The 24,061-nt window shown below is 69.9% G+C and carries 16 protein-coding genes and 5 pseudogenes; 12 read left to right on the forward strand and 9 right to left on the reverse strand.

The annotated features are described in order from the left end of the window. Window positions 1–31 precede the first annotated feature (31 nt). Window positions 32–616 (forward strand): replication-relaxation family protein, encoded by a 585-nt coding sequence (locus ACZ501_RS10500; protein WP_468794009.1) that lies wholly within the window; start codon window positions 32–34, stop codon window positions 614–616. On the opposite strand, the gene ACZ501_RS10505 is transcribed toward ACZ501_RS10500, so the two are convergent. Then, a complete protein-coding gene (locus ACZ501_RS10505) occupies window positions 557–865 on the reverse strand; it encodes a hypothetical protein (protein ID WP_361608003.1) in 309 nt (102 codons plus the stop codon). The genes ACZ501_RS10500 and ACZ501_RS10505 overlap by 60 nt on opposite strands. A gap of 865 nt (window positions 866–1,730) precedes the next feature. Between ACZ501_RS10505 and ACZ501_RS10510 the strand changes: the two are divergent. Then, a pseudogene (locus tag ACZ501_RS10510) lies at window positions 1,731–1,844 on the forward strand (integrase core domain-containing protein); the annotation flags it as partial. A gap of 34 nt (window positions 1,845–1,878) precedes the next feature. Here the strand turns inward: ACZ501_RS10510 and ACZ501_RS10515 are convergent. Next, window positions 1,879–3,000 (reverse strand): glutamate--cysteine ligase, encoded by a 1,122-nt coding sequence (locus tag ACZ501_RS10515; protein ID WP_468794011.1) that lies wholly within the window; start codon window positions 2,998–3,000, stop codon window positions 1,879–1,881. Between the two features lie 805 nt (window positions 3,001–3,805). Here ACZ501_RS10515 and ACZ501_RS10520 point away from each other — a divergent pair. Then, window positions 3,806–3,928: a hypothetical protein gene (locus tag ACZ501_RS10520; RefSeq protein ID WP_361608006.1), complete on the forward strand. Its 123-nt coding sequence runs from the start codon at window positions 3,806–3,808 to the stop codon at window positions 3,926–3,928. Between the two features lie 1,587 nt (window positions 3,929–5,515). On the opposite strand, the gene ACZ501_RS10525 is transcribed toward ACZ501_RS10520, so the two are convergent. Further along, window positions 5,516–6,559, reverse strand: a complete 1,044-nt coding sequence (locus ACZ501_RS10525) for a fatty acid desaturase family protein (protein WP_361608009.1) — start codon at window positions 6,557–6,559, stop codon at window positions 5,516–5,518. A gap of 352 nt (window positions 6,560–6,911) precedes the next feature. Between ACZ501_RS10525 and ACZ501_RS10530 the strand changes: the two are divergent. After that, a pseudogene (locus ACZ501_RS10530) lies at window positions 6,912–7,528 on the forward strand (PP2C family protein-serine/threonine phosphatase); the annotation flags it as partial. A gap of 591 nt (window positions 7,529–8,119) precedes the next feature. Further along, window positions 8,120–9,358: pseudogene (locus ACZ501_RS10535) on the forward strand (PP2C family protein-serine/threonine phosphatase); the annotation flags it as partial. 42 nt (window positions 9,359–9,400) lie between these two features. Here ACZ501_RS10535 and ACZ501_RS10540 read toward each other — a convergent pair. Further along, entirely contained in the window at window positions 9,401–10,003 is a 603-nt protein-coding gene (locus ACZ501_RS10540; RefSeq protein ID WP_468795451.1) for a hypothetical protein, read from the reverse strand. A 654-nt stretch (window positions 10,004–10,657) separates the two neighbouring features. Beyond that, entirely contained in the window at window positions 10,658–11,554 is an 897-nt protein-coding gene (locus ACZ501_RS10545; RefSeq protein WP_468794014.1) for a DUF1206 domain-containing protein, read from the reverse strand. Between the two features lie 678 nt (window positions 11,555–12,232). On the opposite strand from ACZ501_RS10545, the gene ACZ501_RS10550 reads away from it, so the two are divergent. The 3 genes and pseudogenes from ACZ501_RS10550 (at window position 12,233) to ACZ501_RS10560 (ending at window position 14,967) form a co-directional block, all read left to right on the forward strand. Next, window positions 12,233–13,087, forward strand: coding sequence for a class I SAM-dependent methyltransferase (locus tag ACZ501_RS10550; protein WP_468794018.1), 855 nt, complete (start codon window positions 12,233–12,235; stop codon window positions 13,085–13,087). 456 nt (window positions 13,088–13,543) lie between these two features. Further along, a pseudogene (locus ACZ501_RS10555) lies at window positions 13,544–13,674 on the forward strand (transposase); the annotation flags it as partial. 384 nt (window positions 13,675–14,058) lie between these two features. Continuing rightward, window positions 14,059–14,967 (forward strand): ADP-ribosylglycohydrolase family protein, encoded by a 909-nt coding sequence (locus ACZ501_RS10560; RefSeq protein WP_468795454.1) that lies wholly within the window; start codon window positions 14,059–14,061, stop codon window positions 14,965–14,967. A gap of 9 nt (window positions 14,968–14,976) precedes the next feature. Here the strand turns inward: ACZ501_RS10560 and ACZ501_RS10565 are convergent. Beyond that, window positions 14,977–15,791 (reverse strand): annotated as a pseudogene (locus ACZ501_RS10565) (IS5 family transposase). Window positions 15,792–15,960: 169 nt separating this feature from the next. Further along, the gene (locus ACZ501_RS10570; protein WP_468794020.1) at window positions 15,961–17,226 is read right to left on the reverse strand and encodes an alpha/beta hydrolase; all 1,266 of its coding nucleotides are present in this window, start codon (window positions 17,224–17,226) and stop codon (window positions 15,961–15,963) included. 448 nt (window positions 17,227–17,674) lie between these two features. Between ACZ501_RS10570 and ACZ501_RS10575 the strand changes: the two genes are divergently transcribed. The 4 genes from ACZ501_RS10575 to ACZ501_RS10590 all read left to right on the forward strand — a co-directional run bounded on the left by ACZ501_RS10575 (window position 17,675) and on the right by ACZ501_RS10590 (window position 22,113). Then, a complete protein-coding gene (locus tag ACZ501_RS10575; RefSeq protein ID WP_468794023.1) occupies window positions 17,675–18,049 on the forward strand; it encodes a hypothetical protein in 375 nt (124 codons plus the stop codon). Window positions 18,050–18,866: 817 nt separating this feature from the next. Beyond that, complete coding sequence (locus ACZ501_RS10580; RefSeq protein ID WP_468794025.1) at window positions 18,867–19,631, forward strand: transposase; 765 nt, start codon at window positions 18,867–18,869, stop codon at window positions 19,629–19,631. A 532-nt stretch (window positions 19,632–20,163) separates the two neighbouring features. Beyond that, window positions 20,164–20,553 (forward strand): VOC family protein, encoded by a 390-nt coding sequence (locus ACZ501_RS10585; protein ID WP_468794028.1) that lies wholly within the window; start codon window positions 20,164–20,166, stop codon window positions 20,551–20,553. A 342-nt stretch (window positions 20,554–20,895) separates the two neighbouring features. Continuing rightward, window positions 20,896–22,113 (forward strand): amidohydrolase, encoded by a 1,218-nt coding sequence (locus tag ACZ501_RS10590; protein WP_468795457.1) that lies wholly within the window; start codon window positions 20,896–20,898, stop codon window positions 22,111–22,113. Between the two features lie 455 nt (window positions 22,114–22,568). Here ACZ501_RS10590 and ACZ501_RS10595 read toward each other — a convergent pair whose 3' ends face one another. Together ACZ501_RS10595 and ACZ501_RS10600 are read right to left on the reverse strand one after the other, a co-directional pair. Beyond that, window positions 22,569–23,132 (reverse strand): hypothetical protein, encoded by a 564-nt coding sequence (locus ACZ501_RS10595; RefSeq protein ID WP_361606637.1) that lies wholly within the window; start codon window positions 23,130–23,132, stop codon window positions 22,569–22,571. Window positions 23,133–23,315: 183 nt separating this feature from the next. Then, on the reverse strand, window positions 23,316–24,014 hold the full coding sequence (locus tag ACZ501_RS10600; RefSeq protein WP_468794031.1) for a hypothetical protein: 699 nt from the start codon (window positions 24,012–24,014) through the stop codon (window positions 23,316–23,318). Window positions 24,015–24,061 lie beyond the last annotated feature (47 nt).

Here is a 24,061-nt window from a genome sequence, read left to right on the forward strand (position 1 = left end):
GATCTTCACGTAGAAGGGGTCACCGTCGATGATGCGGTATCCACGACCGAAGGCCGACACCGGAGCGAAGGCCGTACACGCCGGGTTCGGCCCGCACGCCGTCGCGGTCACCGACACGATCCTCGCCTACACCGACACCGTCCTCGGTGGGCGCCGGGAGTACCTGACCGACTGGCAGGTGCAAGTCAACCACGCCATCAAGGAGACCGGCCTGTCCTCCAACACCGACGCCGTCCTCGCCGTGCCCACCAACACCAGCGAGGTCCGCCTCTTCGAACTCGACAACGGCACCACGCCCCAGGCCCGCCTCGCCAAGGAGGTCTGGGACTACGAGCGCTACGCCGGACACCGCGTCTGGGAAGGCGCCCGCGGCACCATCGGCGGCACGTACCAGCTCCGGCCACACACTCTCCACCGCCGTCAGCCCCTCAAGGACGGCAACCGCTTACGTCCCGCCCGACGCTACAAGCCATCCACTCTTCTCCGGCCCTTCGGCCCACGTCCTGCGCCCCGCTCCGGACGGTTCGGCGGGAGTTCGCTTCGCTCCACAGAGAGATCACAAGCCGCTGTCGATACCAGTCACTGCCGGCGGGCCGAGCGGGGCATCAGACTCTGAGATGCCTGCCTCCTTCAGGGCCGCCGTGACGATCCGCATGGCGGCGAGCTCCGCCTCGTACTTGTCCGGGGCCTCGACCTCGAGTCGGATGGAGAAGGTGGCGTCCTCGTTCAGCGTGAGGAGGCGCAGTCCCTCGTTCTCACTGACCTCCGTGTGCCGCGGGGCCAACTTCCGTTCGACGGCAAGGGGAACGGAATGGGCAACGTCTGACACGAACGTACCGGGGACCGTGATGACGAAGCTGGTCACGGCAACTCCTCACATAGGGGGATACTCCAGTGTCATCCGACTGCCCCCAATTCTTCATAATGAACTCGTACCAGGCATCCCGGACGCGCAGGCCAGCCACTCCACTCCCCCGGCTGGTGCGGCCGACAACAACCAGGCGCGCGCGCCTCGTGACGTCGGTGGTTCGAAATGAGGCGCGGATCGTAGATCAGTGGAACTGCGCAGCAATCTCAACCGACTTACGCAGTTATATGCTTGCCGTGGTTCGGGCTGGACGGCCCCGACAGCCGACCGTTCCTCCTGATCACTTCCGCCTTATGACTTCCCTGTCGACCAATGCATTGAGGACAGTGCGTTCTGGCCCGCTACGAAGGCGGTAGTACACATGCCCGTGTGGCGGCCAGGATCTGCAGCCTGTTCACAACGTCTCTGCCCTCTTCGCGCCCGAGAGTCAGCGGGTGTTTGGGGCCGAGGGGGATGACCATGGTCGTGGCGTTACCGATCGCGGTGCCTAAGACGCGCCCCGTTCCCGTCCAAACGGAGGGTCTGGGCTGGGGTGTCACCTATGAGCATCTCGCCTGATGCAGGCATGTGGATCTCCAGGCCTGAGCAGCTCGCCAGCGAGCAGCTGCCAGAGACCCCCTCGGTGCTCTGGCGCGTCGCGAGCACGTTCGTCGGCCCGGTGGCGTCCGGCTGCCGGCTGTGCGCGGCACGGCGTGCCGGACAAGCCGGGGGTGCGGTTCGCTACGCCGAACCTTGGAAGCGGGTGTGCGAACGGCACCACCAGTGGCAACTGGACGCGGGCGCCGACCACGGGATGGAGGACCTCGACCTGCGCGACAGCCCGGGGGCGGTCGAGGCGCAGCGGCGGTGGGCGGGTGTGTGGCGTCGTGAAGCGTTTGCCGACTGGCTCCACTGGTACGACTACCACCGACCACACACCGGCATCGGCGGCCAGACACCCGCCGGCCGCGGCACCAGCCTCTCCGGACAACACAGCCAGGGCGTCTTCTTCCGATCCTGCCCGACCCAGGTCACCCCTCCGTGGTCCGCCCTGCGCAGTGCCGGACGACCGAGGCCAGGTCCCCCTCCGAGGCGAGCAGGGCCCGCTGGACGCGCGCTCCGTTGCCGCGCTCCAGGAGGCCCGCGATGCCGGCCCGTACGAACTCCTCGTCGCCGGCGTCGGCCAGCGCGTCGGCGACGTGCCGGTACAGCGCCTCGACGGCCGTCGCGGGCGCGGTCTCCCGCATGGTCTCGGGGTGCAGCAGCGGGCCGTCGAGGCCCGAGCGGCCGGCCTGCCAGGAGGCGAGCCGAAGCATTCCCGTACTCACCCGCGGCGCGGGCTCGCCTGCCTTCCAGGACCTCGCCGCGGTCTCCACCAGGCCCCGTACGAGGGCCGCCAGCAGGACCGGCGTGGACGCGTCGAGGCAGACGTCCGCCACCCTGACCTCCACCGTGGGGTAGGAGGCGGAGAGCCGTGCGTCGAACCAGATCATGCCCTTGTCGCGCAGGACACCGGAGTCCACCATGGCCTGCACCTCCGCGTGGTAGCGGTCCGCAGAACCGAAGACGTCCACGGGGCCGGCGGCGGGGAGCCTGTTCCACACGCGGCTGCGGTAGCTCCCGTAGCGGGTGTCCTCGCCCTGCCAGAAGGGAGAATTCGCGCTCATCGCCGTCAGTACGGCGAGCCAGGGGCGGATGCGGTCCAGTACGGCGACGCCCTCCTCGTCCGACTCCACCGACACGTGGACGTGGCAGCCGCAGGTCAGCTGCTCCTGGGCGGTCATGCCGAACTGCCGCGACACCCATTCGTAGCGGTGGCCCGGGGAGAGCGACGGCCGGACGGCCAGCGGGGAGGTGCCGAGCGCCGCCACGACCGCGCCGGCCGTCGCCGCGTGCCTGGCGGCCTCCGCGCGCCACCGGACGATCTCCTCGTGGAGCTCGCCCATCTCCGCCACCGGCTTCGTGGCGAACTCCACCTGCTCTTCCTGGAGCTCCGCCTCGAAGGTGTGGCTCGGCTCCTCCTCCTCGGCGGCCCGGTCCGGGCCGACTCCGGCCCGGTCGGCCGCGGCGAGAACGGCTCCAGCCACGGCTCGCGGCTCCCCCGTCTCCGCGTCCACCAGCAGCAGTTCTTCCTCCACACCCACGCTTCGCATGCAGCAGCCCATCGCCTCGTCGTGCTGTTCACCAATCGGTCAACGCCTGCCCCTGCCCACCGCCGGTATGCGGAAGCCGGCTCGCCGGACCGGGGTCTCCAGCAGACCAGGCGCGAGCGTCGCCGCCGACGAGGCGCGACGGGCGGGCCGGGCTACGGCTTGGCGGGGTTCGAGCCCTGCCCGACGCCCTTGGTCTCGCTGTCTCTCGTCGCCGGCAGCTGGGAGCCGCAGTCCACGGTCTGGTCCTGGGCGCGCGGATCGAGCGCGAAGGCCTGGCCCCACTCCGCCAGCTCGACCCGGCCGGCGCCCCCGGCGCGCTCCAGGAGCAGCGGGTACGGGGTGCCCTCCAGGGAAACGGCGAGCTTGCCGCCCTGCCCCCGCCGGCGGTGACCTGGACCGCGCGGTGTTCCCGACCTTCGTGTGCGAGCCCTTGGCGAGCTTGCCCTCCAGGCTCAGCAGGCCGTCCAGCAGGACGTACACGTCGTGAACCCGCAGGACTGCTGCGCCGACGCCCGTCCCCGGGTGCCGGCGGTGGCCTCAGGGCCGCCTGGAGTTCCGCCACTCCGCGGGGCGTGAGGTTCTCGCCGGCGGGGCCTCCGTGCAGGTGCCCGCCCGCGGCCAGCGCGGAGGCGAAGGTCGCGCTGGGGCGCCGGTGGGCGCGGCCCCGGGGCGGAGGCGGATCCCCGGCGGTGGGCGCCTTGCCCGCCCCCACCGCCCGGGCCGCTTCCCCTCCGGATGTCGACGGCGCCGACCGCACCAGGGAGAGCAGCCGCAGCGAAGTGGTACGGGTGAGAGAGGTATCGACGTGACCGCGGTGGCCCACCCGAACCGCTCCGAGAACGTCCTGCGGGACCTGGAGTCGTACGCACGCTGGGACTGCCCCCGCGCCGACAAGGAGTTACAGAAGCGGAACGCCGTATGGCTCTAGGCCGACGTCGGGGGCGCCCGCTCTGATACAGGCGGCCGGCCGGGCCGGCTGCCACCGACGATGCCGGGTCCTGGGGCGGGCCCCAAGCTCGCGTTGATGGGTCATGCAAAACGGCGACCCCACGACAGGAAGCCACCGTCACGCGCGGAAGACGCCTGTGTCCGGATCGGACGACCTGTAAGGGCACGCCTGGGGTGCGCAGAGCTCCGGCGCTTTCGACGTCATGCGCTGGAGACCGGACGCGCGGCCGGACGATGCAGGCCCTCTGCCGGCAGTCCTGCGGGGGAGTTCGTTCCGAAGCCGGCGGTGAATCTCGACGCTCGTTTGGTCAGCCGCGACGGAACAGGTCTCCACCCCCCGCCCGATGCCTGCCACCGCCCGGCCCTGCTGTAGCCACTGCCGCTCAAGGGCGTCGTAGATCGGCGAATCCGAAACCCAACCGGCGCCCGCCCCCGTATCGGCGAAACCTCTCAGCGCCGGAACGTTTCTCTGGTACGACCCCACACCGGACGCGGTGGCGGGCCGTAACCAGCGGCGACTGCGCCTCCCCCGGGCGGCATCGGCCAGTGCTCAGGATCCGAAGACGCGCAGCACCCGCGGAGCGTCGGGCAGGTCTTCAGGGACAGCGGCAGTGCCGGCCAGGGGCATCAGGTGCCCGTTGGCGCAATCGCCCGGCTGCTGATGGTCGATCTCCCAGTCCCACCCGGCCGGAATCGCGAGAGAACTGGTGGCGTAGAGCGGCTGGAGGCAGGAGCGACACCAGTAGAAGGACCGGCCCATCACAGCACCCACTCACGCCGACTCGGGACCCAGGCGAGGGCCGGGGGCGGCAGGCCAGGGCCGAGCAGGCCGACGCGGGCCGGACCACGGGAGCCCTCCACCAAACGGAATCTGTCATTCACATTCGCTGAAACGATCCGCCAGCCTCCACGTCACCCCTCCGAGACGAAGTCGACCTGCCGGCCGAGCAGCCCGACCCGGCCACCCTCGCGAAGCCTGCGCCAGCTGGAGGCCGTCGCAGTGGGCCAGGCCCTCGCTGCCCACCCCGCACCGTCCGGTGCGCACCCGGTGCGCCTCTCATCGTGTAGTGCGCATCGTGGACGGCGGTGGTGCGCACCGCGCCCGTCGGATGGGCACCACCGCCGGCATCGCAACCGCACCACGATGCGCACCACCGTGCACCGCACCAGAACGCGCGAACGCGGTGACGGGCCTCATCACAAACCCCGTTGATGACTCGCCGCCAGACAGGACTCGGCCGACGTCGTAGCGGATGGCGGGCCGCGGCTTCGCGTCGGTCTCCAGGACCGAAAGAACAGTGAACGCCCAGTCGGCCGAAGAGGACTCGGATCGGCCCGTTGCCCACGCCATGCTGGTGCCCAGAGAGCAAACCAGGCCAGGCCGGCCCGCTGCGGTACTCAGCGGTCGGACCGGGCGCAGCGGACACAGGTGGGCAATGACGCTGCCGCCCATGCGCGGCCCTCTTGCGCGCTCCAGCGTCGGCATGGGCGATTCGGCCGCACCCCTGACTCCGGCGGTGTCCCGCGTACCGGCTGGCCTCCCGCGTGCCGGCTGGATGCGCCGGCGTCAGGTGGTCCGCGGCCTTCTCAGCGGGGCTCCAGCCGCGTGGAGGCTGGCGAGGGTCTGCCGGTAGGAGTCGATCAGGCTGGTCTCCGCGTAGCTGACCCCGAGCTCCTGGCAATACCCGCGGACGATGGTGCGGGCCCTGCGCAGGTGCGGGCTGGGCATGCTCGGGAAGAGGTGGTGCTCGATCTGGTAGTTGAGACCGCCGAGGACGATGTCGGTCAACCGGCCTCCGCGCACGTTGCGGGAGGTGAGGACCTGGCGCCTCAGGAAGTCGGGACGGTCGGCGCCTCGCAGGATCGGCATGCCCTTGTGGTTCGGGGCGAAGATCGAGCCGAGGTAGATGCCGAAGAGGCACTGGTGGACAAGGAGGAAGACGACTGCCATGCCGGGCGGTAGCACCAGGAACAGCGTGCCGAGGTAGGCGGCGAGGTGCGCAGTGAGCAGGGCCCCTTCCCACATGCGGTGCTTGAGCGAGCGGTCGAACAGCGACCGCATCCCGGCCACGTGCAGGTTGAACCCCTCCAGCGTGAGCAGCGGGAAGAAGAGGAACGCCTGCGAGCGGCCGAGCAGCCGCGGCAGTCCCCTGGCCGCGCGGGCCTGGTCCTGCGTCCAGACGAGGATGTCCGGGTCAAGGTCGGGATCGAGGTCCTCGTGGTTGGGATTGGCGTGGTGGCGGGTGTGCTTGTCCTGCCACCAGCCGTACCCCATGCCGATACCGAGGTTGCCGGCGACGCGCCCGGACACCTCGCTGCCCTTGCGCAGCCGGAAGACCTGCCGGTGGGCGACGTCGTGCGCGAGCAGCGCCACCTGCCCGAACACAAAGGCCAGAAAACCGGCCACCCACAGCGTCCACCAGCTGTCGCCGATCAAGACGAACGCCGTCCACCCGGCGGCGTACAGGGCCGTCACGGCCGCAATGCGCAGTGCGTAGTATCCGGGGCGCCTGGCCATGAGTCCGGCCTCCTGGATCTTCCGGGAGAGCCGGGCGAAGTCGCTCCCCGAATCCGCCCGTATGGGAGGCCGCACCGACTGGGAGGAATTCATGATCAGAAGTCACTATCCGTTCCGTCTGAGGGGGAGCAGCCCAGGGCACGGGCGGAGCCCGTCCCATCCGCGAGGCTCCACCTGACACCTGCGTGGCGCTCCCCATACCGCATACCCGGGATAACGGGATCGACGTACGCCTCGGTCCGCCCTTTCCGTTCCGTTTCCCCCGGCGACCGGGCGGCGGCATGGCCGACACGGCGTTGCCGCTGAGGCGAAGCCACTGCGAGCAGGCTGCAGCGGTCGCCCAAGTCGGTCTCACCCCCACTCCCACCCGTATGAAGCCGTAGACGCCTACGCCGGCGGTCTGAGCGCCCGCGCCCGTAGGACCGACCCGGTTCGGCAGACTTGATCGGCCCGGCTGACCCTCGCCGGCGCTCTGGTCCCGGCCTGCGATCGCCGGTGACACCTACGACCACAGCCTCGACAACGGCACCCTGCACCTGTCCGTCACCGACGCCATGGGCCACGACGTCGATGCCCGGCTCATGGCCACCCTGCTGGTCAACGCCCCGCGCGGCACCCGCCGCGCCGGGGCAGACCTTGTCGAACAGGCCCGCCGGATCCACCAGGCCCTCGTCGCCCAAGGTCGACCGACCTTCGCCACCGGCCAGCTGTTGCGCATCGCCTTGGACGGGACCGGCGCCCAGCTCGTCAACGCAGGCCACCCCTGGCCGCTGCGGCTGCGCGACGGCGTGGGGGTCGACGTTCTGCGCTTGGCCGTGGACCTGCCCTTCGGCGTCGCCATGCAGGGTGGGTACCGGATGCAACAACTCGACTTGCGCCCCGGTGACCGTCTCCTGCTCCGCACCGACGGCATGCAAGACGCGACGCTGAAATAGTCGACCTGCCCGCTCCGCTCCGCAAGACCGCAGCCGAGCATCCGCGCGAGGTCGTACGCACCCTGGTCGGCGCGGTCACCGCGCCTACGACAGCCGACCGCCCAAAGACGACGCCACCGTCCTCTGCCATGAGGACCAGCAGACTGCCCTGGGAGCGGGGCCGCACCCTGAGCGTGGGAAAGCTGGCGTTCGGCTTCTTCTGCGCTCGGGGAAGGCCGACGGAGGCCAGCTCGAGCTTCTTGCCCAGCGGGCCGGCGCGGTGACGGCGAGAGCGGCTGCGGTGAGGACGGTCTTGACCGGGTGGAGGCGGCGCCACCTTGCTGGGTGATGACACCGGCAGCGTTGCGCCGAGCAGTCCGCCGGCGCCGGCCAGTGCGTGCCGATCGCGCAGCGCTGACGGGGTCCTGGCCGGGCCCGGGCTCTTGATGCGGCGCCGGCAGTCCCCCGCCGTCGTGGTGCGGAGCCGCGCCCGCGGTACACGTCGAACCCGCGCGCCCCTGACCGGGCTCCTGTCCTGGGCTGATGCTGTGCAGGCTGGGTCTCCGGGGGCTCGTGGTGCGATACGACCTGTCCGGTGCCGCCTCGGCGCGGATTTTCGCGTTATCCGGGACGGAGTCCCGGCCGGCAGCAAGCAGCCAGGGGTCGCTGTGACCGCAGGAGAGCCTGACGACGGGCAAGCCTCTCGCCCTCCCGTGGGGGAAGTCAGCGGGGCAGGGCAATGACTTTGGCGGGGACGTTGGAAGCGGCCGAGGCCGCGGCACCTGTGGAGTCACCCGACGTGGTCGCGCGCCTGCTCAAGGAGCACCTCGGGGCCGCGTCGGTGTCGTTTCTGATCACTGACTTCTCCGACAGTTCGGTCGTGCGGCTGGGGGCTTCGGGCAGCGTCGAGACTGGCGAGCCGGCTCGGCGCATTCGGCTGCGGGGCACCTTGTACGACGACGTGATCCGCAGCCAGCGGCCGAGGGTGGACGGCAGTGGGCTGGTGCGTGTCGTCGCCCCGGTGACCAACCGTGGGGATGCCGTCGGGCTCCTCGAACTGTTCCTGCCCGCGGCACCGAGCGCGCAGGTCATGCGGGAGATCGGCGAGACCGAGCACGCGTCGGCGTACATCGTCATCGCGAACCGGTCCCACACCGATGTGTACCAGTGGGGCCGGCGTACCAAGCCGGTGAGTCTGGCCGCGGAGATCCAGCACCGGCTGCTCCCGGCGTCGCTGGCGTGCGAGGCGGCACAGTTCGCGGTCGCCGGGGCCCTGGAACCCGCCGACCACGTGGGGGGCGACACCTTCGACTACGTGATCGACCGGGATACGGTCCAGCTCTCCGTGACCGACGCCATGGGTCACGACGTCGACGCCGCGCTGCTGGCCACGCCAGCGGTGGGCGCCCTACGGCGGGCGCGGCGGGCGGGTGCCGACCTCGCGGAACAGGCCCGCCAGGCCGACCTGGCCGTACGCGATCACGGCCGCAGTGGCTACGTCACCGGCCAGCTGCTGCGCATCAGCCTGATCGACGGCGAGACGGAGTTCGTCGACGCGGGGCATCCCTGGCCGCTGCGGATGCGCGACGGGGCAGTCCAGGAGATCCTCCCGAAAGCCGATCTCCCCTTCGGCCTCAGTGCCCAGACATCGCAGGCCAACACCTACCGGGTGCAGACGCTGGACCTCCGCCCGGGTGACCGGCTGGTCATGCTGACCGACGGCATGCCCGAGCGCAACGCCGAGAACCTCGCCCTCTCGGACTTGATCATCCGCACCCGCGCACTGCACCCCCGCGAAGCCGCCCGCACCCTCATCAAAGCGACCGTCGACGCCGGCCACGGCCACCTCGACGACGACGCGACCGTCATGTGCCTGGACTGGCACGGCGTCGCCAACTCCGAGCGCGACGCCGCCCACGGCGCCGATCTCACCGACGCCTCACAGCCGTCAAGGACAACACCGCCTGCTCCCGGACGATTGAACTACAGCGTGGAGGCCGGCGACGCAGCGGAGCTGCCCTCAGGCGCCTGGGTGGTACCAGTACCAGTGGTCGCCGGACGGCATGTGCGGCGACAGGTCGCGCGCACGCTGCCACATGCCCCGCGCCTGTTCGGCCGGGCGCTGCTGCTCTCCGTGCAGGGCGCCCAGGATCAGCAGGCCGCCGGTCACCGCCGGTACCAGCCACTGCGCGTAGGACAGGCGCCGTTCCGCCTTGCCGGTGTCGAAGGAGCCGGCCGCCTCCTCGGCGTCCTGCGGGTCCATCGACGAGGCGAGCTCGATCTTCTTGCCCAGCATCCGGGCATAGGCCGTGGCGGCCAGGGCGGCGCCGGTCAGGACGGTCTTGGCCAGAGTGGAGGCGGCCACCCCCTGCTGGGTCGCCACCCGGGAAGCGTTCGCGGCGAGCAGTCCGCTGGTGCCGACGAGATGGGCGCCGATCGCCGCGGCGTTGACGGGCGTCCACTTCGCCCAGCCGACGCTGGCGATCCGGGCGTTGTCACGCCAGCTGTCACTGTGGCCTTTGGCCGCGCCGTTGAGGCCGACCGCGCCCATCAGCGACCCGCCGAACCACGCGGCCAGGCCCACATCGTGCATGCTGCGGAGGACGGTGTTGCGCTCGGGCATGGGGGCTCCTGAGGAGAACGAGGAAATGCGCAGGCGCCAGTGCCGGCACAGCAGCCACCCTGGCCCTCCTCGGGACGCTCCGCCATCCCGGCTGCGCCGAACGGCCGCCGTCATCGTCGGCCCAGCACGCTCGCATACAAAAACCCTGGTTGGGGGCAGAACGCGGCTTTCAGCCGTAGAGAAGGCAAGCAGGCCATGAAAGGGCAGGAGCCTTGCGGGTCCACCGGCGCAAGGAGGCGCAATGGTCACAACCGTCCTCAACCAGCCTGTGCCCCGCACCGGCCACTCCGCAACAGCAGTACGCGACGCCACCCGCGACTTCCTCCACCACGCCACCCAGGAGGCCTCCTACTCAGCCCGAGCCGACGGCGTCCTCCTGGTCGGGGCCAACTCGTCACCAACGCGATGCGGCATACCGACGGACCCTGCACCCTGCACCTGGAACTGCACGGGCATCACCTCGAAATCTGTGTCACGGACACCAGCCCCCACCCCCCGGCAGCCTCACACGGACGGAACCGGCGGTTGGGGGTGGCTGCGGTGACCGCGCCGTTGCGCATCCGGCGCAGCCAGGGGGAGGCGGCGTTCACGAGCTGAGCGCCACTTCCGTCGAGGGCGATGCGCGTAGCGTCGCCATGGCCACGCACCGGTCTGTCAGCCTGCACCGCGGCTCCTGACCTGCTGCTCCGCCGGGGCGTCGTGTTCCGGGGCTATGCGCCAGCGGGCTTCGCAGAAGGAGTAGAGGCCGAACAACAGAAGGCCCACCGCGGCGGCGATCAGCAGCACGGGCCCGGCCGGCGTGTCAGCGAACGAGCGCAGCGTCTCGTCCAGGCCCTTTGCCTGGCCGGCGTCGAAGCGCACCGCGGCCAGGAGGCTGAACAGGCCGGTCGCCACCGCGACCACCCCGCACGCCACGCCGCCGATGATGCCCAGGGCCGCGACGATACGCCGCGTCGGCTGGCTCATCCGCTCCGTGCGGAGGTTCTTCTCGAACTTCCGCAGCAGGCTGCGCACCAGGATCACCACGCCCACGATGGCCAGCACGGCACCGAACACGCCGACGAGGACCCGGCCATAGGGCAGTTCCAGCACTCGGGCGGTGTAGTCCTTCGACGACTCGTCACCGCCGCGGGGCCCGCCGGACCCGCCGACCAGCGCGGTCTGCACCACGCCGATACAGATCACCAGGTAGAAGACGGCCAGCCCCAGGGAGCCCAGGCGCCGGGTCCACTTGTCACCGCCTTCCGTCGCCTGCCCGAATGCGGCCTCGGAAAGGCGCCACAACGCCATCGCCGCCAGCCCCACCACCAGCGCCCACAGCAGCACCTGACCGTACGACTGCTCACCGATGGTCCGCACGGCCCCGGACCGGTCAGCTTCCTTGCCCCCACTGTCACCGCCGAATCCGATCCGTACGGCGAGGAGCCCTACCAAGACGTAGATCACTCCCCGGGCGCAGAGCCCGACCCTGGATGCGACCTCCATGGCATGGCTGTCGGCCACGCGCTGTCCCAGGGTCTTGGCCTGGGCGCCACCGTTGTCGAGCGCCATACCTGACACCTCCCTGTGCGCTACCGAGGTCGACACGGCGCGGTAGTCAGTGCCCGCTCGGAAGGGGTTCTCATCACGGCCTGCGACATGCGCCCCTGGATCGGCACACACCGCACCAGGGTGCCCCCCTCGGGGCTGGAGGCGGCGCCGGGTCACAGCGGCTCCTCCCACCATGGCACCGGGCAAGACGGCCGACCAGTGCAGCCCTTTTCGCTTCTCCCGCTTCGGCTCTCCTGCGCATCGTGCCGCTGCTCGGCCCGGACGCGCCGCCGGCGGACGAAGTCGATGACTGCCTGCCGTGCCCTGGCTGCTACCGCCCCGTCTGCGAGAGCTCTACCCCGACCACCCTCAGTGGCGGAGCGATGTCCAGAAGCTAGCCGTGGTCCGTTCGGCCCTACAAGCTTCTTGATCAGAATCTGGGCTTGCCGTTGACCGTGCGGCGGCCACGCCGGCACCGATTGGCCGTCGGCCGTTCTCGCGAGGGATGAAACACGCAGGGTGTCGTCACTTCTCGGAGCTGACCCGCAGGTTGTTCCGGGGATCACAAGGAGCGCGTTCGTTACCAAAACAGAACCCGGAAGCGCTTCCAAAAGTTTTATTTTTTTGATATCCTACGGGATTTCTGGACTAGTGTCCGGCATCATGATGAACAAGGGACAGCCCAGCCAGACAGCTCTCATGTCGGCCGCAGCACGCGCGGCACACCTCCTCGTCGACGAGACTCCCTCGATCTTCGCCGACACCCTGGCACAGACCTTCCTGGGTGAGCGTGCTGAAGAACTCCTCGGCTACCACCGGTCCTATCCTGGGCACCCGGTCCTGTCCGGCGCGCGGACGACGGCCGTTACCCGCAGCCGCTTCACCGAGGACCGACTGGCCGAGCTGGCCGGCCGGGGCGTCGACCAGTACGTGATCCTCGGTGCGGGGCTGGACTCCTTCGCTTACCGGTCGGAACTTGCCGACGGCGTACGGGTGTTCGAAGTGGACAAGCCGGCGACCCAGCACTGGAAGCGGGCGCTGCTGGTTGAGACGGGGACACCGGTGCCACCGTCCGCCTTCCTCGTCCCGGTCGACTTCGAGAAGGAGTCGGCCCGGTCACTCACCGATCACCTCGTGCGGGCCGGCTTTGACCGGGGCCGACCCGCGCTGGTCAGCTGGCTGGGGGTCACGATGTACCTGACCTCGGAGGCGATCAGGCAGACCCTGGCCGTCATCAGCGGCTTCGCACCCGGCACAGAGCTCATCGTGGAGCACCTCCTCCCGGCCGAACTCCGCGACGAGGCAGGCCAGTCCTATGCAGAGCTGGTCATGGCAGCGGCGGCCGAGCAGGGCGAGCCCTGGCAAACGTTCCTCAGCATCGAGCAGATGAACGCCCTCCTGCTTGAGCACCGGCTCCAGCCGATCGAGTACGCCCGGCAGCGCGAGACGATCACCCCTGCGGAGTGGGAACGTACCGACGCGCTCCGCCCGTTCGAGTTGTCCGTCCTCGCCCGTGCGAGCGTCCCCACCCGCCGGGCAGCCCCAGCCCGGTAGGCCGAACCGCTGATCGATTCGTGGGCCGCGCTATTCCTGCAGGGTTGGGTAGCACGTTGCCGTCTCTGGCTCATCCGGGTGTGGTCCCTGTTCCGTCACTTTGTTCGCATACGGTGCGCCGGTACATCTGCCGGAGTGTGGTTGGGGAGCGAGTGATGGGCGCGGCGTCGGGGCCTTCGAGCACGAGTGAGTTGCAGCGGCACCTGGGTGTGTTCGATGCCGTGGTGATCGGCCTGGGGTCGATGATCGGAGCGGGGATCTTCGCCGCCCTGCCTCCAGCGGCCGGTGCGGCCGGGTCGGGGCTGCTGCTCGGCCTGGCATCGGCAGCGGTGGTGGCCTGCTGCAATGCCATGTCCTCGGCGCGCCTGGCCGCCCGCTACCCCGTCTCCGGAGGTACCTGGGGTTCTGCCTCGGCGGGCGCGCAGCGGAAATACGCCTCGCCTATGCCACCCGGCGGGGAGGGCGTTGATCGACCGTCGGCTCTACCTGCCCGAGCACTCCTGGTGCACCGACCTCGAGCGTCGCCGGGCGCCGGAATACCCGACGAGGTGGCCTTCGCCACCAAGCCCCGCCTGGCCGGCGAGATGGGATCGCGAAGGGCGTGGACGCCCCGGGCGTCCGACCGCTACCTTTCAGCGCTCCTTCAACGCTCATGCAGCGCCAGTGCAAGGACAGCGTGCCGAGCCCGGAATCCCACCGCGCGCTGGAGCCCCGACCCTGGGAGGCCCTCGAGCCGCGACCGCAGCCGCGGCGGGGGCGTGGTCACGGACAGGGCAGGCAGCCGTCAGCGGAGAAGGCCCAGCACCCCCGTGCCCGCTGCGCCTCTTAGAGCTCCTAACGGAAAGGCCAGCAGACGAGTGCGCAGCGGAGGGCGAGGTAGGATTCGTGGATCTCCAACAGATCCGCAGGCAGAAGCCTGGCGGCTCCGGAATCGGAGTGCGGGAGAGCCACTGCGCTGCGATACTGCGCTGATGATCAACATGCCTACCGCTGTACTGGACTCGTTGCAGGGCCTCGCGTTCGGCGACGCCTTCGGCGACCGCTGGTTCGGCATCCTGCGCAGGCATGGTCCGGCAGCCCTGGAGGCGCGGACGCTGCCCCCGGAACCGCTGTGGCAGTGGAGTGACGACACCGCTCAAGCGCTGGTTCTCGTCCGGGAGCTCGTCGAGGGCGGGGGCATCGTCGACCAGGACCGCTTGGCCCTGCGCCTCGCGGCGGCCTACACCGAGGACACGCACCGCGGCTATGGAGCCTCGATGCATGACGTGCTGCGCCGGATCGACGCGGGCGAGCCCTGGCGGGAAGTGGTCGCCGGACAGTTCGGCGGCCAGGGCTCCTGGGGCAACGGCGCGGCCATGCGAGCCGCCCCGCTCGGCGCCTGGCACAGCGCCGATCTCGATGTGGCCGCTGAGCAGGCCGCCCGTCAGAGTTCGGTCTCGCACCACCACCCGGAGGCGGTCGCCGGAGCGGTGGCAGTTGCCCTGGCCACGGCGCTGGCGACCCGAAGCCGGGGTGGGGCTGCCCCGGCCAGATCGGACTTCCTTCAGGCAGTCGCCGAACGACTTACCGACAGCGATGTCCGGTCGGGAGTGCGGATCGCGGCCCGGATGCCGGAACACACCTCTGTTCGGCATGCCGCGGAGGTCCTGGGCTCCGGCTACCGGATGTCAGGGCCCGACACCGTCCCGTACGCCCTGTGGTGTGCGGCGGGGCATCTCGACGACCTTCACGAGGGCCTGTGGGTCACGGTCGCCGGGCGCGGCGACATCGATACCACCTGCGCCATCGCGGGCGGGGTCATCGCCGCCCGCACCGGCGTTGCCGCCCTCCCTCCCGCATGGCACGCGGCCTGTGAACCGCTGCCCCCGGTCGTGACGTAGTAAGGACTCCTAACGGGACGAGTTCAGCCGCCGCCAGCAGATGAGTGCGCACCCGAGGGCGAGGAAGGCTTCGTGGATGTCGTCGCGGATCTCCCAACGGATCCGCAGGCGGCGGAACCAGTGCAGGTGGGCGAACGCGCGCTCTACGACCCAGCGCTGGGTGCCCAGGCCGGAGCCGTGCTCAGTGCCGCGGCGGGCGATCAGTGGCTTCACTCCGAGGCCCCAGACCAGCCGACGGTACTTGTCGTGGCCGTAACCGCGGTCGCCTAGCACTGCGTCCGGACGGCGCCGGGGCCGGCCGTGCTTCCCGCGCACGGGAGGCACCGCTTGGAGCAGTGGGATCAACTGGGTGACGTCGTTGCGGTTACCACCGGTGAGGGTAGCGGCGAGCGGGATGCCGGTGGCATCGGTGATCAGGTGGTGTTTGCTGCCGGTTCTGCCCCGGTCAACAGGGCTTCGTCCTGTCTTGGCTCCCCCTGCAACGCCCTGACGTGGGAGCCGTCGACGACCGCTCGGGAGAAGTCCAAGGCGTTCGCGCTGCGCAGCCTGGCGAGCAGTAATTCATGCAGACGGTGCCATACCCCGGCCTCGGTCCACTCCGCCAGACGACGCCAGCAGGTCATGCCCGACCCGAAGCCGAGTTCCTATGGCAGGTACTCCCAGGCGATCCCGGTGTGCAGCACGAACAGGATGCCCTGGAACACCAGTCGGTCCGGATGCCGTTTGCGTCCCGGATGTCGGTACCGACGCTCGACCCTTGGGACCAGCGGCTCGACCACCGCCCACAACTCGTCATCCACTTCCCACGGCTTCGGCCGCGCCACCCCGCACCCCCAGAACAATTAGTCCCCGAGCGATCTAACCACCTCAAGGACCATTTCGTTAGGAGTTCTTAGCCGGGAGCCGGCGAAGAGGCGCAGCTACGTCTACCTCGGCGCCGGCCACCGCCGCAACCCTCATCATCCGGCTTTGGACGTGATCGACCGGACGAGCCTAGCCGCGCGCGAGCGTGTCGAACCAGTGCACGATCTGCGGCCCTGCCAGCTTGAAGGACCCGTTGTGGTCGGCCTTCCCGTGGTCGACCACGGGGGCTGTCACACCGTTGCGTGCCAGATCGGCCGCGCAGGAGAGGGAGTTGGCGATCGGCACGTCCGTGTCACCGGCCGCGCTGTGCAGCCGTACGGGAACGTCGGGCTTCCAGTCACAGGTCCCGTCCTGCATCTTGAGCGCGGTCAGCAGGCCGCCGTCCGGGCGCCGCAGCCGCTCGTGGAAGCCGTCCGTCAGCAGTTCCTTCACCGACCCGGGCAGCTTCGTCACGATGTCCTCCTCGGTGTGCCGGGTGTCGAAGAGTTCCTCCACGTATCCCGCGTACGGCTGCCGGAAGACGTCGGCCGGGTTGCCGTAGACGGGGTGTAGCCGGTTCTGCGCGGTGAGGAAGTACGACATGTAGAAGACGCCGCTGATGTCGTTGACACGGCCGTCGAGCAGGGCGGGGATCTCGGTGCCCTGCAGGTCGTACGGTCCGGCGACCGGCGCCAGTGCCCGCAGCCGGAAGTGCCCGTCCGCTCCCCGCGCCAGCTCGCGGCCCAGCGCCATGGCGACCTGGCCTCCCTGTGAGAACCCGGTGCCGTACACGTCTCCGGTGAGCGGCCTGCCGAGCGCACGCGTGGCGGTGCGGGAGGCCCGCAGCATGTCGAGCGAGGCGGAGACGGAGGAGGCGGTGTCCATGTACGGGTGCAGGCCGGGGCCCTTGCCGAGCCCGAGGTAGTCCGGGGCGGCGACGGCGCGTCCCGCGGCGGCGTGCAGATAGGGCGCGTAGAGACCGAAGTCCTCGGCGACGGACGGCGCGTAGTCGCGGTGGACCATGGTGCCGTGCGTGTCGGCCACCAGGTCGAGCCGGTGCTCGCCGCCCTTGGGGAGCACCAACAGGCCGGTGGCGGTGGTCGGTTCGCCCCCAGGTGTCAGGGTCCGGTAGCTGAGCCGGTATCCGCGCACACCGTGGCGGACAGTCGCCGGGTCGATGTCGGCGCCCTTGAGGAACGCGGCCACCTCGGCCCGGCTCAGGTCGGCGACGGGAGTGACTCGGAGAAGGGCCCCGCGCCCGGTGCTCTGCTGGGCTGGGCGGGGTTCGGACGCCGCGACCGCCGGGGTGGCTGCCAGGGCGGTGAGGACGACGGCGGTCGCGGCGGCCAGGGACCGGCGCACTCGCCTGCGATGCACGGCCTGTCGGAAGGGGGCGCGGGTCGTGGTGTGGGTCATGACGACGACGCTACGTAGCTGTTGATCACAGGGGCATCCGACGGCCCCCCGGCCGGGGGTGCGGCCAGCCCTACCCCGGAACCAGGGAATCCCCCCGGGCGGGGCGGGCCGGGCCGGCGTCCGGCTGTGTAGTCCGCGGCCCATGAGCCGAACACCGAGCCCGCCCGCGGAGAGGACACCCGTCGCGGCTGTACTCGTCGGCCGGACGAGAGCGCTCGACGAGAACAGTGAGTGGCAGGCATGGGAGTCCGACAACCTGGAACCGATGCCGATCCCCGAGTGATCTGCAACCGTCCGCAGATCACCTTCGGTTCCTGTGACGGCCTCATCCCTCTTGCCAGCACGGACCAGGGAGCCGCTGTTTCATGGCTCCAGAGGTCCACGGGGGGCGGAGGTCAGTGCAGACCGGGCGGTCGTGATGTCGAGCTGGGCGTGCGAGAGCGGCAGCATGACCACCTGCACGACCACGCCGGGTGCCACGTTCACCCACCCCGTCACGACGAACATCTATGCGGTGGACGAATCCGGCACCACTCCGGTGCCGGGTGCCCTGCTGGCCTCCAGGACCGAGAACAGCGTCATCCCGTTCCGCCCGTCGGCTGACAACACCAACTGCACGGGCGGCAGGTGGTTCAACACCGCCACCGGCACCTGCCACAACGGTTTCGCGTTCCGGCTGAAGTTCGACTTCCCGGTCGGCACCACCCTGCCCGAGAGGGTCATCTGGACGGTGGCGTACAACACGGCACACGCTGGGGCGAACCCCACGGCACCGATGCACCGTGCTACAGCACCCCGGCCGGCTGCCCCTACGACAGCCTGAACGTCGGAGCGCAGGCCTTCTCCGGCGCGCCGTACCAGGGCATCGACGTCGACCCGGCCGCGGTATTCCTCAACTCCTCGGACCCCGCGGCCTACTGCTACGGCGGTGGGAGCACCTCCCAGGAGGCGGGAAGCGCTTTGCGTTGACGCGGAACGTTTCCTTGCGGGTGGGCGGTGCGTTGTGCCCTGCGACGCGTGCACTGGTTTGGACCCCCACGCCGGGCCGGTGCAGTCCGCGGCCCCCGATTCCGCGCTCTGGCGTCGGGGCCGCGTCAGCTTCCTCCGAGGCATGCGAAGGTCCCGATCTCCCCGAGCGGTCGGGGCCTTCGTGCTGCCGGACGCCGCTTTGTGGGCTGCGTAGATCATGTACTGATGATCTGCGCCCTCTGGCCCGGCATGCTCCTGGCGCTCTGGAGGGCGGCAAAGCCGGCGGGCGCCTGCTCGACAGCCTCCGGTCGCTGGGCACGGGCGCCGGCGTTCCGGCCGCGACGGCTGTCCCGCGGCCCCCGGTCGGCCGGAGTCGGCACGCGCAGGTGCTTCGCGAGCCAGGGCACCTTGGTGAAGCGGCCGGTGTGGTGGGCGGCTTTTTCAACCCACAGGTCAGACGGAGCCAGCCTGGCAGCCAGCCCGGGCCGGGCACCGTCGCCATCGGAAAAATGCCCGGAGATGAGCCTTCTGCAACACCCTTGAGCTTGACGTTTATGGTCCGGTGTCGAACGAGGGTCGAACTTGTTCTGTGTTTTCCCAGTTCACCAGCGGTGTGAGATTCCGCGGGCCGATTCTGTGCTGAGCGACAGCGCAGTACGGAGGCCGGGATCGTGGGACTGGTCGAGCATGAGGTTCAACGAGACGCGTTGACGGTGGTGGCGGAGTTCCGGTCGGAGTTGTACGCGTGCCTGACCGCGCGGAGCGATGCCCTGTTCGAGCTGTGCGACGCGTTGCTGTGCACTGACGGTCCGGTCCGCACCCTCGTGGACCTGGCGCTGGCGCTCGCTCCCGAGCATCGGCGCGGGCACGGGGCCTTGTACTCCGGGATCAACCGCGGTCGAATTGACGTCGCCAGGCTGAGGCGGGCACTGACCAGTGTCCCTCTCCCCCGAGCCGGCGATGGTCGGCTGGTGCTGGCGGTGGACGTCTCGCCGTGGTTGCGGCCGGACGCCGACACCTCCTCGAACCGCTCCTTTTGCTATACCTTCGGCCGGTGCCTGGGCAAACACCAGCGGCCCAAGCTGCGGGACTCGCAGGCCGCCGACCGCTGGACATGGCTTGTCCTGGCCGCGCACGCTCAGCTCCGACTCGCCCGCCCCCTAGCGCGCGATCTCCGCAGGCCGTGGGAGAGGCCAGCGGAACCGAACAGGCTCACCCCTGCCCGGGTCCGTCGCGGGTTCAGGAACCTGCGGGCGAAGACCGGCACGCCAGTCGGTGCACCGAAACCCACCCGCCCCGGCCCCGGCCGCCCGCTCGGCTCGAAGAACCGGCTGCCCACCGCCCGCTACGAGGTCGGACGCGTCCTCGCCACCGGCGAGGCATACACCCGACCCGCACACCACAAGACCGGCACCAAACCCAGACGAACTGCTTGAACGGCAACCCCGTAGTCACAAGTGCCGCCACGAGGCAACATGGGTTCAATGAAGGACCTACCCCCCGGTCTGCCGCCCGCAGACTCACGCAAGTGGCACAGCCGCCGATGGTGGGATCAACTGGGATATCTGCGCGTGCGCTCCTTGGCGAACCCGAGCTGGTCCCGTGACATGCCGTGGCTGATCGCGCGGTTGCGACGTGAGCGGGCGACCGCCCTCCCAACGGATCACGACCTCTACGACAAGGCGATCACCGCAGCTCAGGGCTATGCCCGGACTCCCAACCAGTCACGGAACGCTGAGCCCGCATGGGATCGAGTTCTCGAACCTATCGACGAGTTGCTTGTGAGGCGGCAAGCAAGGCACCTCGACGACGTCCACAGGGCTCAAGCCGAGCAAGGTAACGCGAGCCCCTGACATGTCGGCCCCGCATTCAGACGTTAAACGGCAAGTTGAGGGCCTGTTGCGAAAGTGCTGGTGTGGTCTGGCCGCAGTTTGCTGACCGGGCGGAGCTCCAGGCAGGATCTCGTGCATGGTTTCGGTAGTGCAGAACGTGGCGGTTGACTGTGTGGATGCCTATGAGCTGGCTCGGTTCTGGAGCGAGGCGCTCGGCTGTCCGCTGCATCCGGAGAGCAAACCGGGTGACCTGGAGACTGAGGTGATGCTGCCGGAGGGCCCGCTGCTGTACTTCAATCAGGTGCCAGAACCGAAGACGGTCAAGAACCGGATCCACCTGTGCCTGCGCCCCGAGACCTCGCGCGAGGAGGAGGTCGAGCGGCTGCTGGACCTCGGGGCCACCCTCGTCGCCGATCGCCGGGAACCCGATGGTGCCGGCTGGGCCGTCCTTGCGGACCCTGAAGGCAATGAATTCTGTGTTCTCCGCAGCGAGGCCGACCGCGCAGCGATGTCTTCTCGAAGCTGACACGCTCACGGTCCGGGTAGCTAGACCACAGCCACTCGTTGGTGGCCGCGACCAGCGCTGTTGCTCCATAGCGGACGGCGAGCTTGTCGTATCTCGTGGCCACGGCTCGGTGGTGCTTGAGGCGATTGAGGGCGCGGTTCTTCGGGGAGCCGCACGTCTTGCCGACACGGACTCTGTCCGGGCGCTTTGAGTCCCCGCGCCGACCGGCAGTGATACGAAGCCGGGGAACGGCGCATCGGGGGCCGCCGCCGTGGAACACGTACGGAGAACGACCGGCACCCCCCAGGGAGGCATTCCGTGCCCGACCACCTCGACCGTTCCGTCCCCGGCCACCCCGGCCCGGTGTCCTCCGTCGCCCACCAGGAGGACGACGGCCTGGGCGCGGTGTACGACCGGATCCACCAGGAGGTCGCGGCCCGTGCCGACCGCCTGTGGGACACCGCCCTGGCCCTCCACCGCGACCCCGAGCCGGCGTACGAGGAACACCGGGCGGCCGGGCTGCTCACGTCGGAGCTGGCACGGGAGGGCTTCCGCGTCGACCGCGGGACGGCCGGCCTGCCCACCGCCTTCACCGCGTCCGCCGGCAGCGGCTCGGGACCCCGGGTGGCGCTGCTCATGGAGTACGACGCGCTGCCGGGGCTCGGGCACGCCTGCGGGCACAACCTGATCGCCGCCGCCGGCCTGGGGGCGGCCCTCGCCCTGCGGGCCGCTGTCGGCGAGCCGCAGGGCTCCCTGCTGGCCGTCGGCACCCCGGCGGAGGAGCGGGGCGGCGGCAAGGTCACGCTGGTGGAAGCCGGGGTGTTCGACGGCGTGGACGCGGCCTTGATGGTGCATCCCGGCGTATACAGCTGGTCCTCGGCGCCGCTGACGGCCAGCGCGCAGGTGCGCGCGGGCTTCCACGGTCGCGCCGCGCACCCCACGGGCAACCCGACCGAGGGCATCGACGCGCTGGGCGCCCTGATCCAGCTGTTCAACACCCTCGGTGTGCTGCACCGCCGGCTCCCGTCCGGGTCACACATCCAGGGCATCATCACCGACGGCGGACGGGCCACCAACATCGTGCCCGACTACGCCGAGGGGCTATTCGGGCTCCGCGGCGCGACCACGGCCGCACTGGAGGAGCTCGCGGGCGAGCTGGAGCGGTGCGCCGCGGGGACGGCCACGGCCACCGGGGCCAAGGTCACCGTGGAGCGGGTGGGCGGTCGCTACGAGCACTTCCGCGACAACCCCGAGCTCTCCGGCCGGTTCGCCGGGCACCTGGCGCGGGTCGGGATCCAGCTGACCGAACCGGAGCCCGGCGTGTACCTGGGGTCGTCCGACATCGGCAACGTGAGCACGCGCGTACCGGCCATCCACCCGTTCATCGCCATCATGGACGCCACCGACGGCTCCGACCACACGCCTCTCTTCGCCGCCGCGGCCGCGTCGCCGCGCGGGCGCCACGTCCTGCTCGCGGCAGCGGAAGCGCTCGCCTGCACAGCGGCGGACGTACTGCTGCGCCCCGAGGTGAGCGCGCGGGCCTGGGCGTCACTGCGGGAGAAGGCCGCGGCTGGCCTGTAAGGTCCTGGGAGCCGTCCGCGGCCGCCCGCAGCAGCTCGTCCAGGCGCAGGATCGGCGCCGGGCCGGGGGCGTTGAAGTCCCGGTTCCCGTACAGGCACAGGTAGCCCGGCGTGCAGGCACTCGCGCCCTGCCCCCGGTAGACCGGCACGTCCGCTGCCTGCGCCGGACCCGCCGACACCATCCCGGCCAGCGCCACGCCGACCGCCGCCACCGTCATCGCCACACGAACCTCACGTCGCCATCCGGCACCACGATGAACGCGCACGCCGCCCGATCCGCCCCAGCAGAAGCCGGGGCCGGAAGGGAAAGGCGGCACCTGGCAGGAGGCGACCCTGCCCGACGAGGGTCGCCGGGGATGGCGACGGAGGAGTCCGCGGGGGCACCCGTCGAGGACCGTCTCGGCGGGGGTGCCCCTCTCAAGCCCTGGTCGGCCGACCGCGAGCGGGCGGGTGCCGCTACTCGGCGGCCTTGACACAGGTCACCTTCGCGAACTTCGATGTGACGGTGTATGTGTCATTGGGGACGCCGGTGAACTCGAAGAATCCGTCCTGGATGGTTTGGGTGGTGTTCACGACGGCGCCGGAGGAGTTCTTCAACGTGACCGTCTCCGCCTCCGGGAATCCCCTGCCGGACACGCCGTAGGTCGTTCCAGGGCCCTTGGTCACGGTGCACTTGATCGCGGCCTCCTCGTCCGACACCCACTTCGGGCAGATCGCCTTGGCCCGGCGTCCCACGGCGCTGTAGGTGTCGTTCGGCAGCCCGGTGACTTCGAAGAAGCCTCCTGTGATGGCTGTGGTCGTGCGCACCGTGGTGCCCTGCGAGTTCTTCACGGTGACACGTTCGCCGGATCTGAACCCTTCGCCCGACACGCCGAACGTGCTGTTGGGGCCTTCCGAGAGGGAGCAGGTGGCGCTGGGTGCGGCGTGTACCGCTGCGTCGGCCGTCATCGCGGTGACGCCGGTCCACCCGCTGAACGCCACAGCGGCCACGACCACGGTGGAGAGGGTCTTCCTTCGCATGAGATGTCCTTTCCCTCGGCTGAAGGCAGTCGCTCCGCACGAGTAGGTCCCCACCCGCGCACGCCTCCCGGGCCTGCTCAGAGTCCGCCCGGCTTCTGCCGGTGGCGGTTGAGGGGTGGGCATCTTGGACCTCGGCGCCCAGCCCATTCGCGAACGTTCCCTCAGGGGTGAGTCATCACCAGCTCACGCGCACACCAGCGCCGACCAGTCCGACGGCGTCGGGTCGGCGAGCGCACGGACTCGGAAGCATTGGAGTTCGCGGGGCGGCAGGGCCCAGTCGTAGAATTCCCTGTTCGGTCCCACACGACGGGTCTGCTCGGGAGTGGCGATGTTCTGAATCTCGTACCCCTTTTCGTCTGCACTCGTATCACCCCACGTTATGTGAACCTTACGCAGGCCGCTCAGTCGGTCCACCTGCCTGGTAACAGTCACGTTCGTGGGCTCCGTAGGCGCTCCGAAGGTGTGAGTCACGGAGAAATTCGCATGGGCGTTGTCGTCACTGGGTTCCCTGTTTTTCGCCGTCAGAACGTATCGCACTTCTCCCCCGTTACCGAGCTGTCGGATGTTGGGAGTGGCTACATCTTCGAGATCGGTGTGATCACATTCCTCCCACTCGTACAGGGAGAGCTTCACGGTGGACGTCACCAGTTCGTCTTCGAGTCGGAGCCGGATGCGCAGTTCGCCCAGGGTCTCTCCATCGGCGCACACAGGGATCAACCATGAGGTCGCAGGGGCGGAATGCTTGAGCTCGAATGTTTTACTGAAGTTGCGGATCTTGGTTTCGCCTGCCGCCAGGACGGCAGAGTCGTCGTGCACGCGCAGAAATCCCTTGACTGTGACGCGGTGGATCGTTGCCGCCTCGGCCGACTCCGTCGTTCCCATAAGGGCAAAGGGAGCCAGGAGAGTGGCAGCCACCAAGCAACGCCCAA

The sequence above is a fragment of the Streptomyces sp. NPDC034085 genome (assembly GCF_055575555.1).

Excerpts from the sequence above, each read along its gene's own strand:
- ACZ501_RS10500 (WP_468794009.1), top strand. The coding sequence starts at position 32 with ATGCGGTATCCACGACCGAAGGCCGACACCGGAGCGAAGGCCGTACAC.
- ACZ501_RS10515 (WP_468794011.1), bottom strand. The coding sequence starts at position 3,000 with ATGCGAAGCGTGGGTGTGGAGGAAGAACTGCTGCTGGTGGACGCGGAG.
- ACZ501_RS10525 (WP_361608009.1), bottom strand. The coding sequence starts at position 6,559 with ATGAATTCCTCCCAGTCGGTGCGGCCTCCCATACGGGCGGATTCGGGG.
- ACZ501_RS10540 (WP_468795451.1), bottom strand. The coding sequence starts at position 10,003 with ATGCCCGAGCGCAACACCGTCCTCCGCAGCATGCACGATGTGGGCCTG.
- ACZ501_RS10545 (WP_468794014.1), bottom strand. The coding sequence starts at position 11,554 with ATGGCGCTCGACAACGGTGGCGCCCAGGCCAAGACCCTGGGACAGCGC.
- ACZ501_RS10550 (WP_468794018.1), top strand. The coding sequence starts at position 12,233 with ATGTCGGCCGCAGCACGCGCGGCACACCTCCTCGTCGACGAGACTCCC.
- ACZ501_RS10560 (WP_468795454.1), top strand. The coding sequence starts at position 14,059 with ATGATCAACATGCCTACCGCTGTACTGGACTCGTTGCAGGGCCTCGCG.
- ACZ501_RS10570 (WP_468794020.1), bottom strand. The coding sequence starts at position 17,226 with ATGACCCACACCACGACCCGCGCCCCCTTCCGACAGGCCGTGCATCGC.
- ACZ501_RS10575 (WP_468794023.1), top strand. The coding sequence starts at position 17,675 with ATGACCACCTGCACGACCACGCCGGGTGCCACGTTCACCCACCCCGTC.
- ACZ501_RS10585 (WP_468794028.1), top strand. The coding sequence starts at position 20,164 with ATGGTTTCGGTAGTGCAGAACGTGGCGGTTGACTGTGTGGATGCCTAT.
- ACZ501_RS10595 (WP_361606637.1), bottom strand. The coding sequence starts at position 23,132 with ATGCGAAGGAAGACCCTCTCCACCGTGGTCGTGGCCGCTGTGGCGTTC.
- ACZ501_RS10600 (WP_468794031.1), bottom strand. The coding sequence starts at position 24,014 with ATGGGAACGACGGAGTCGGCCGAGGCGGCAACGATCCACCGCGTCACA.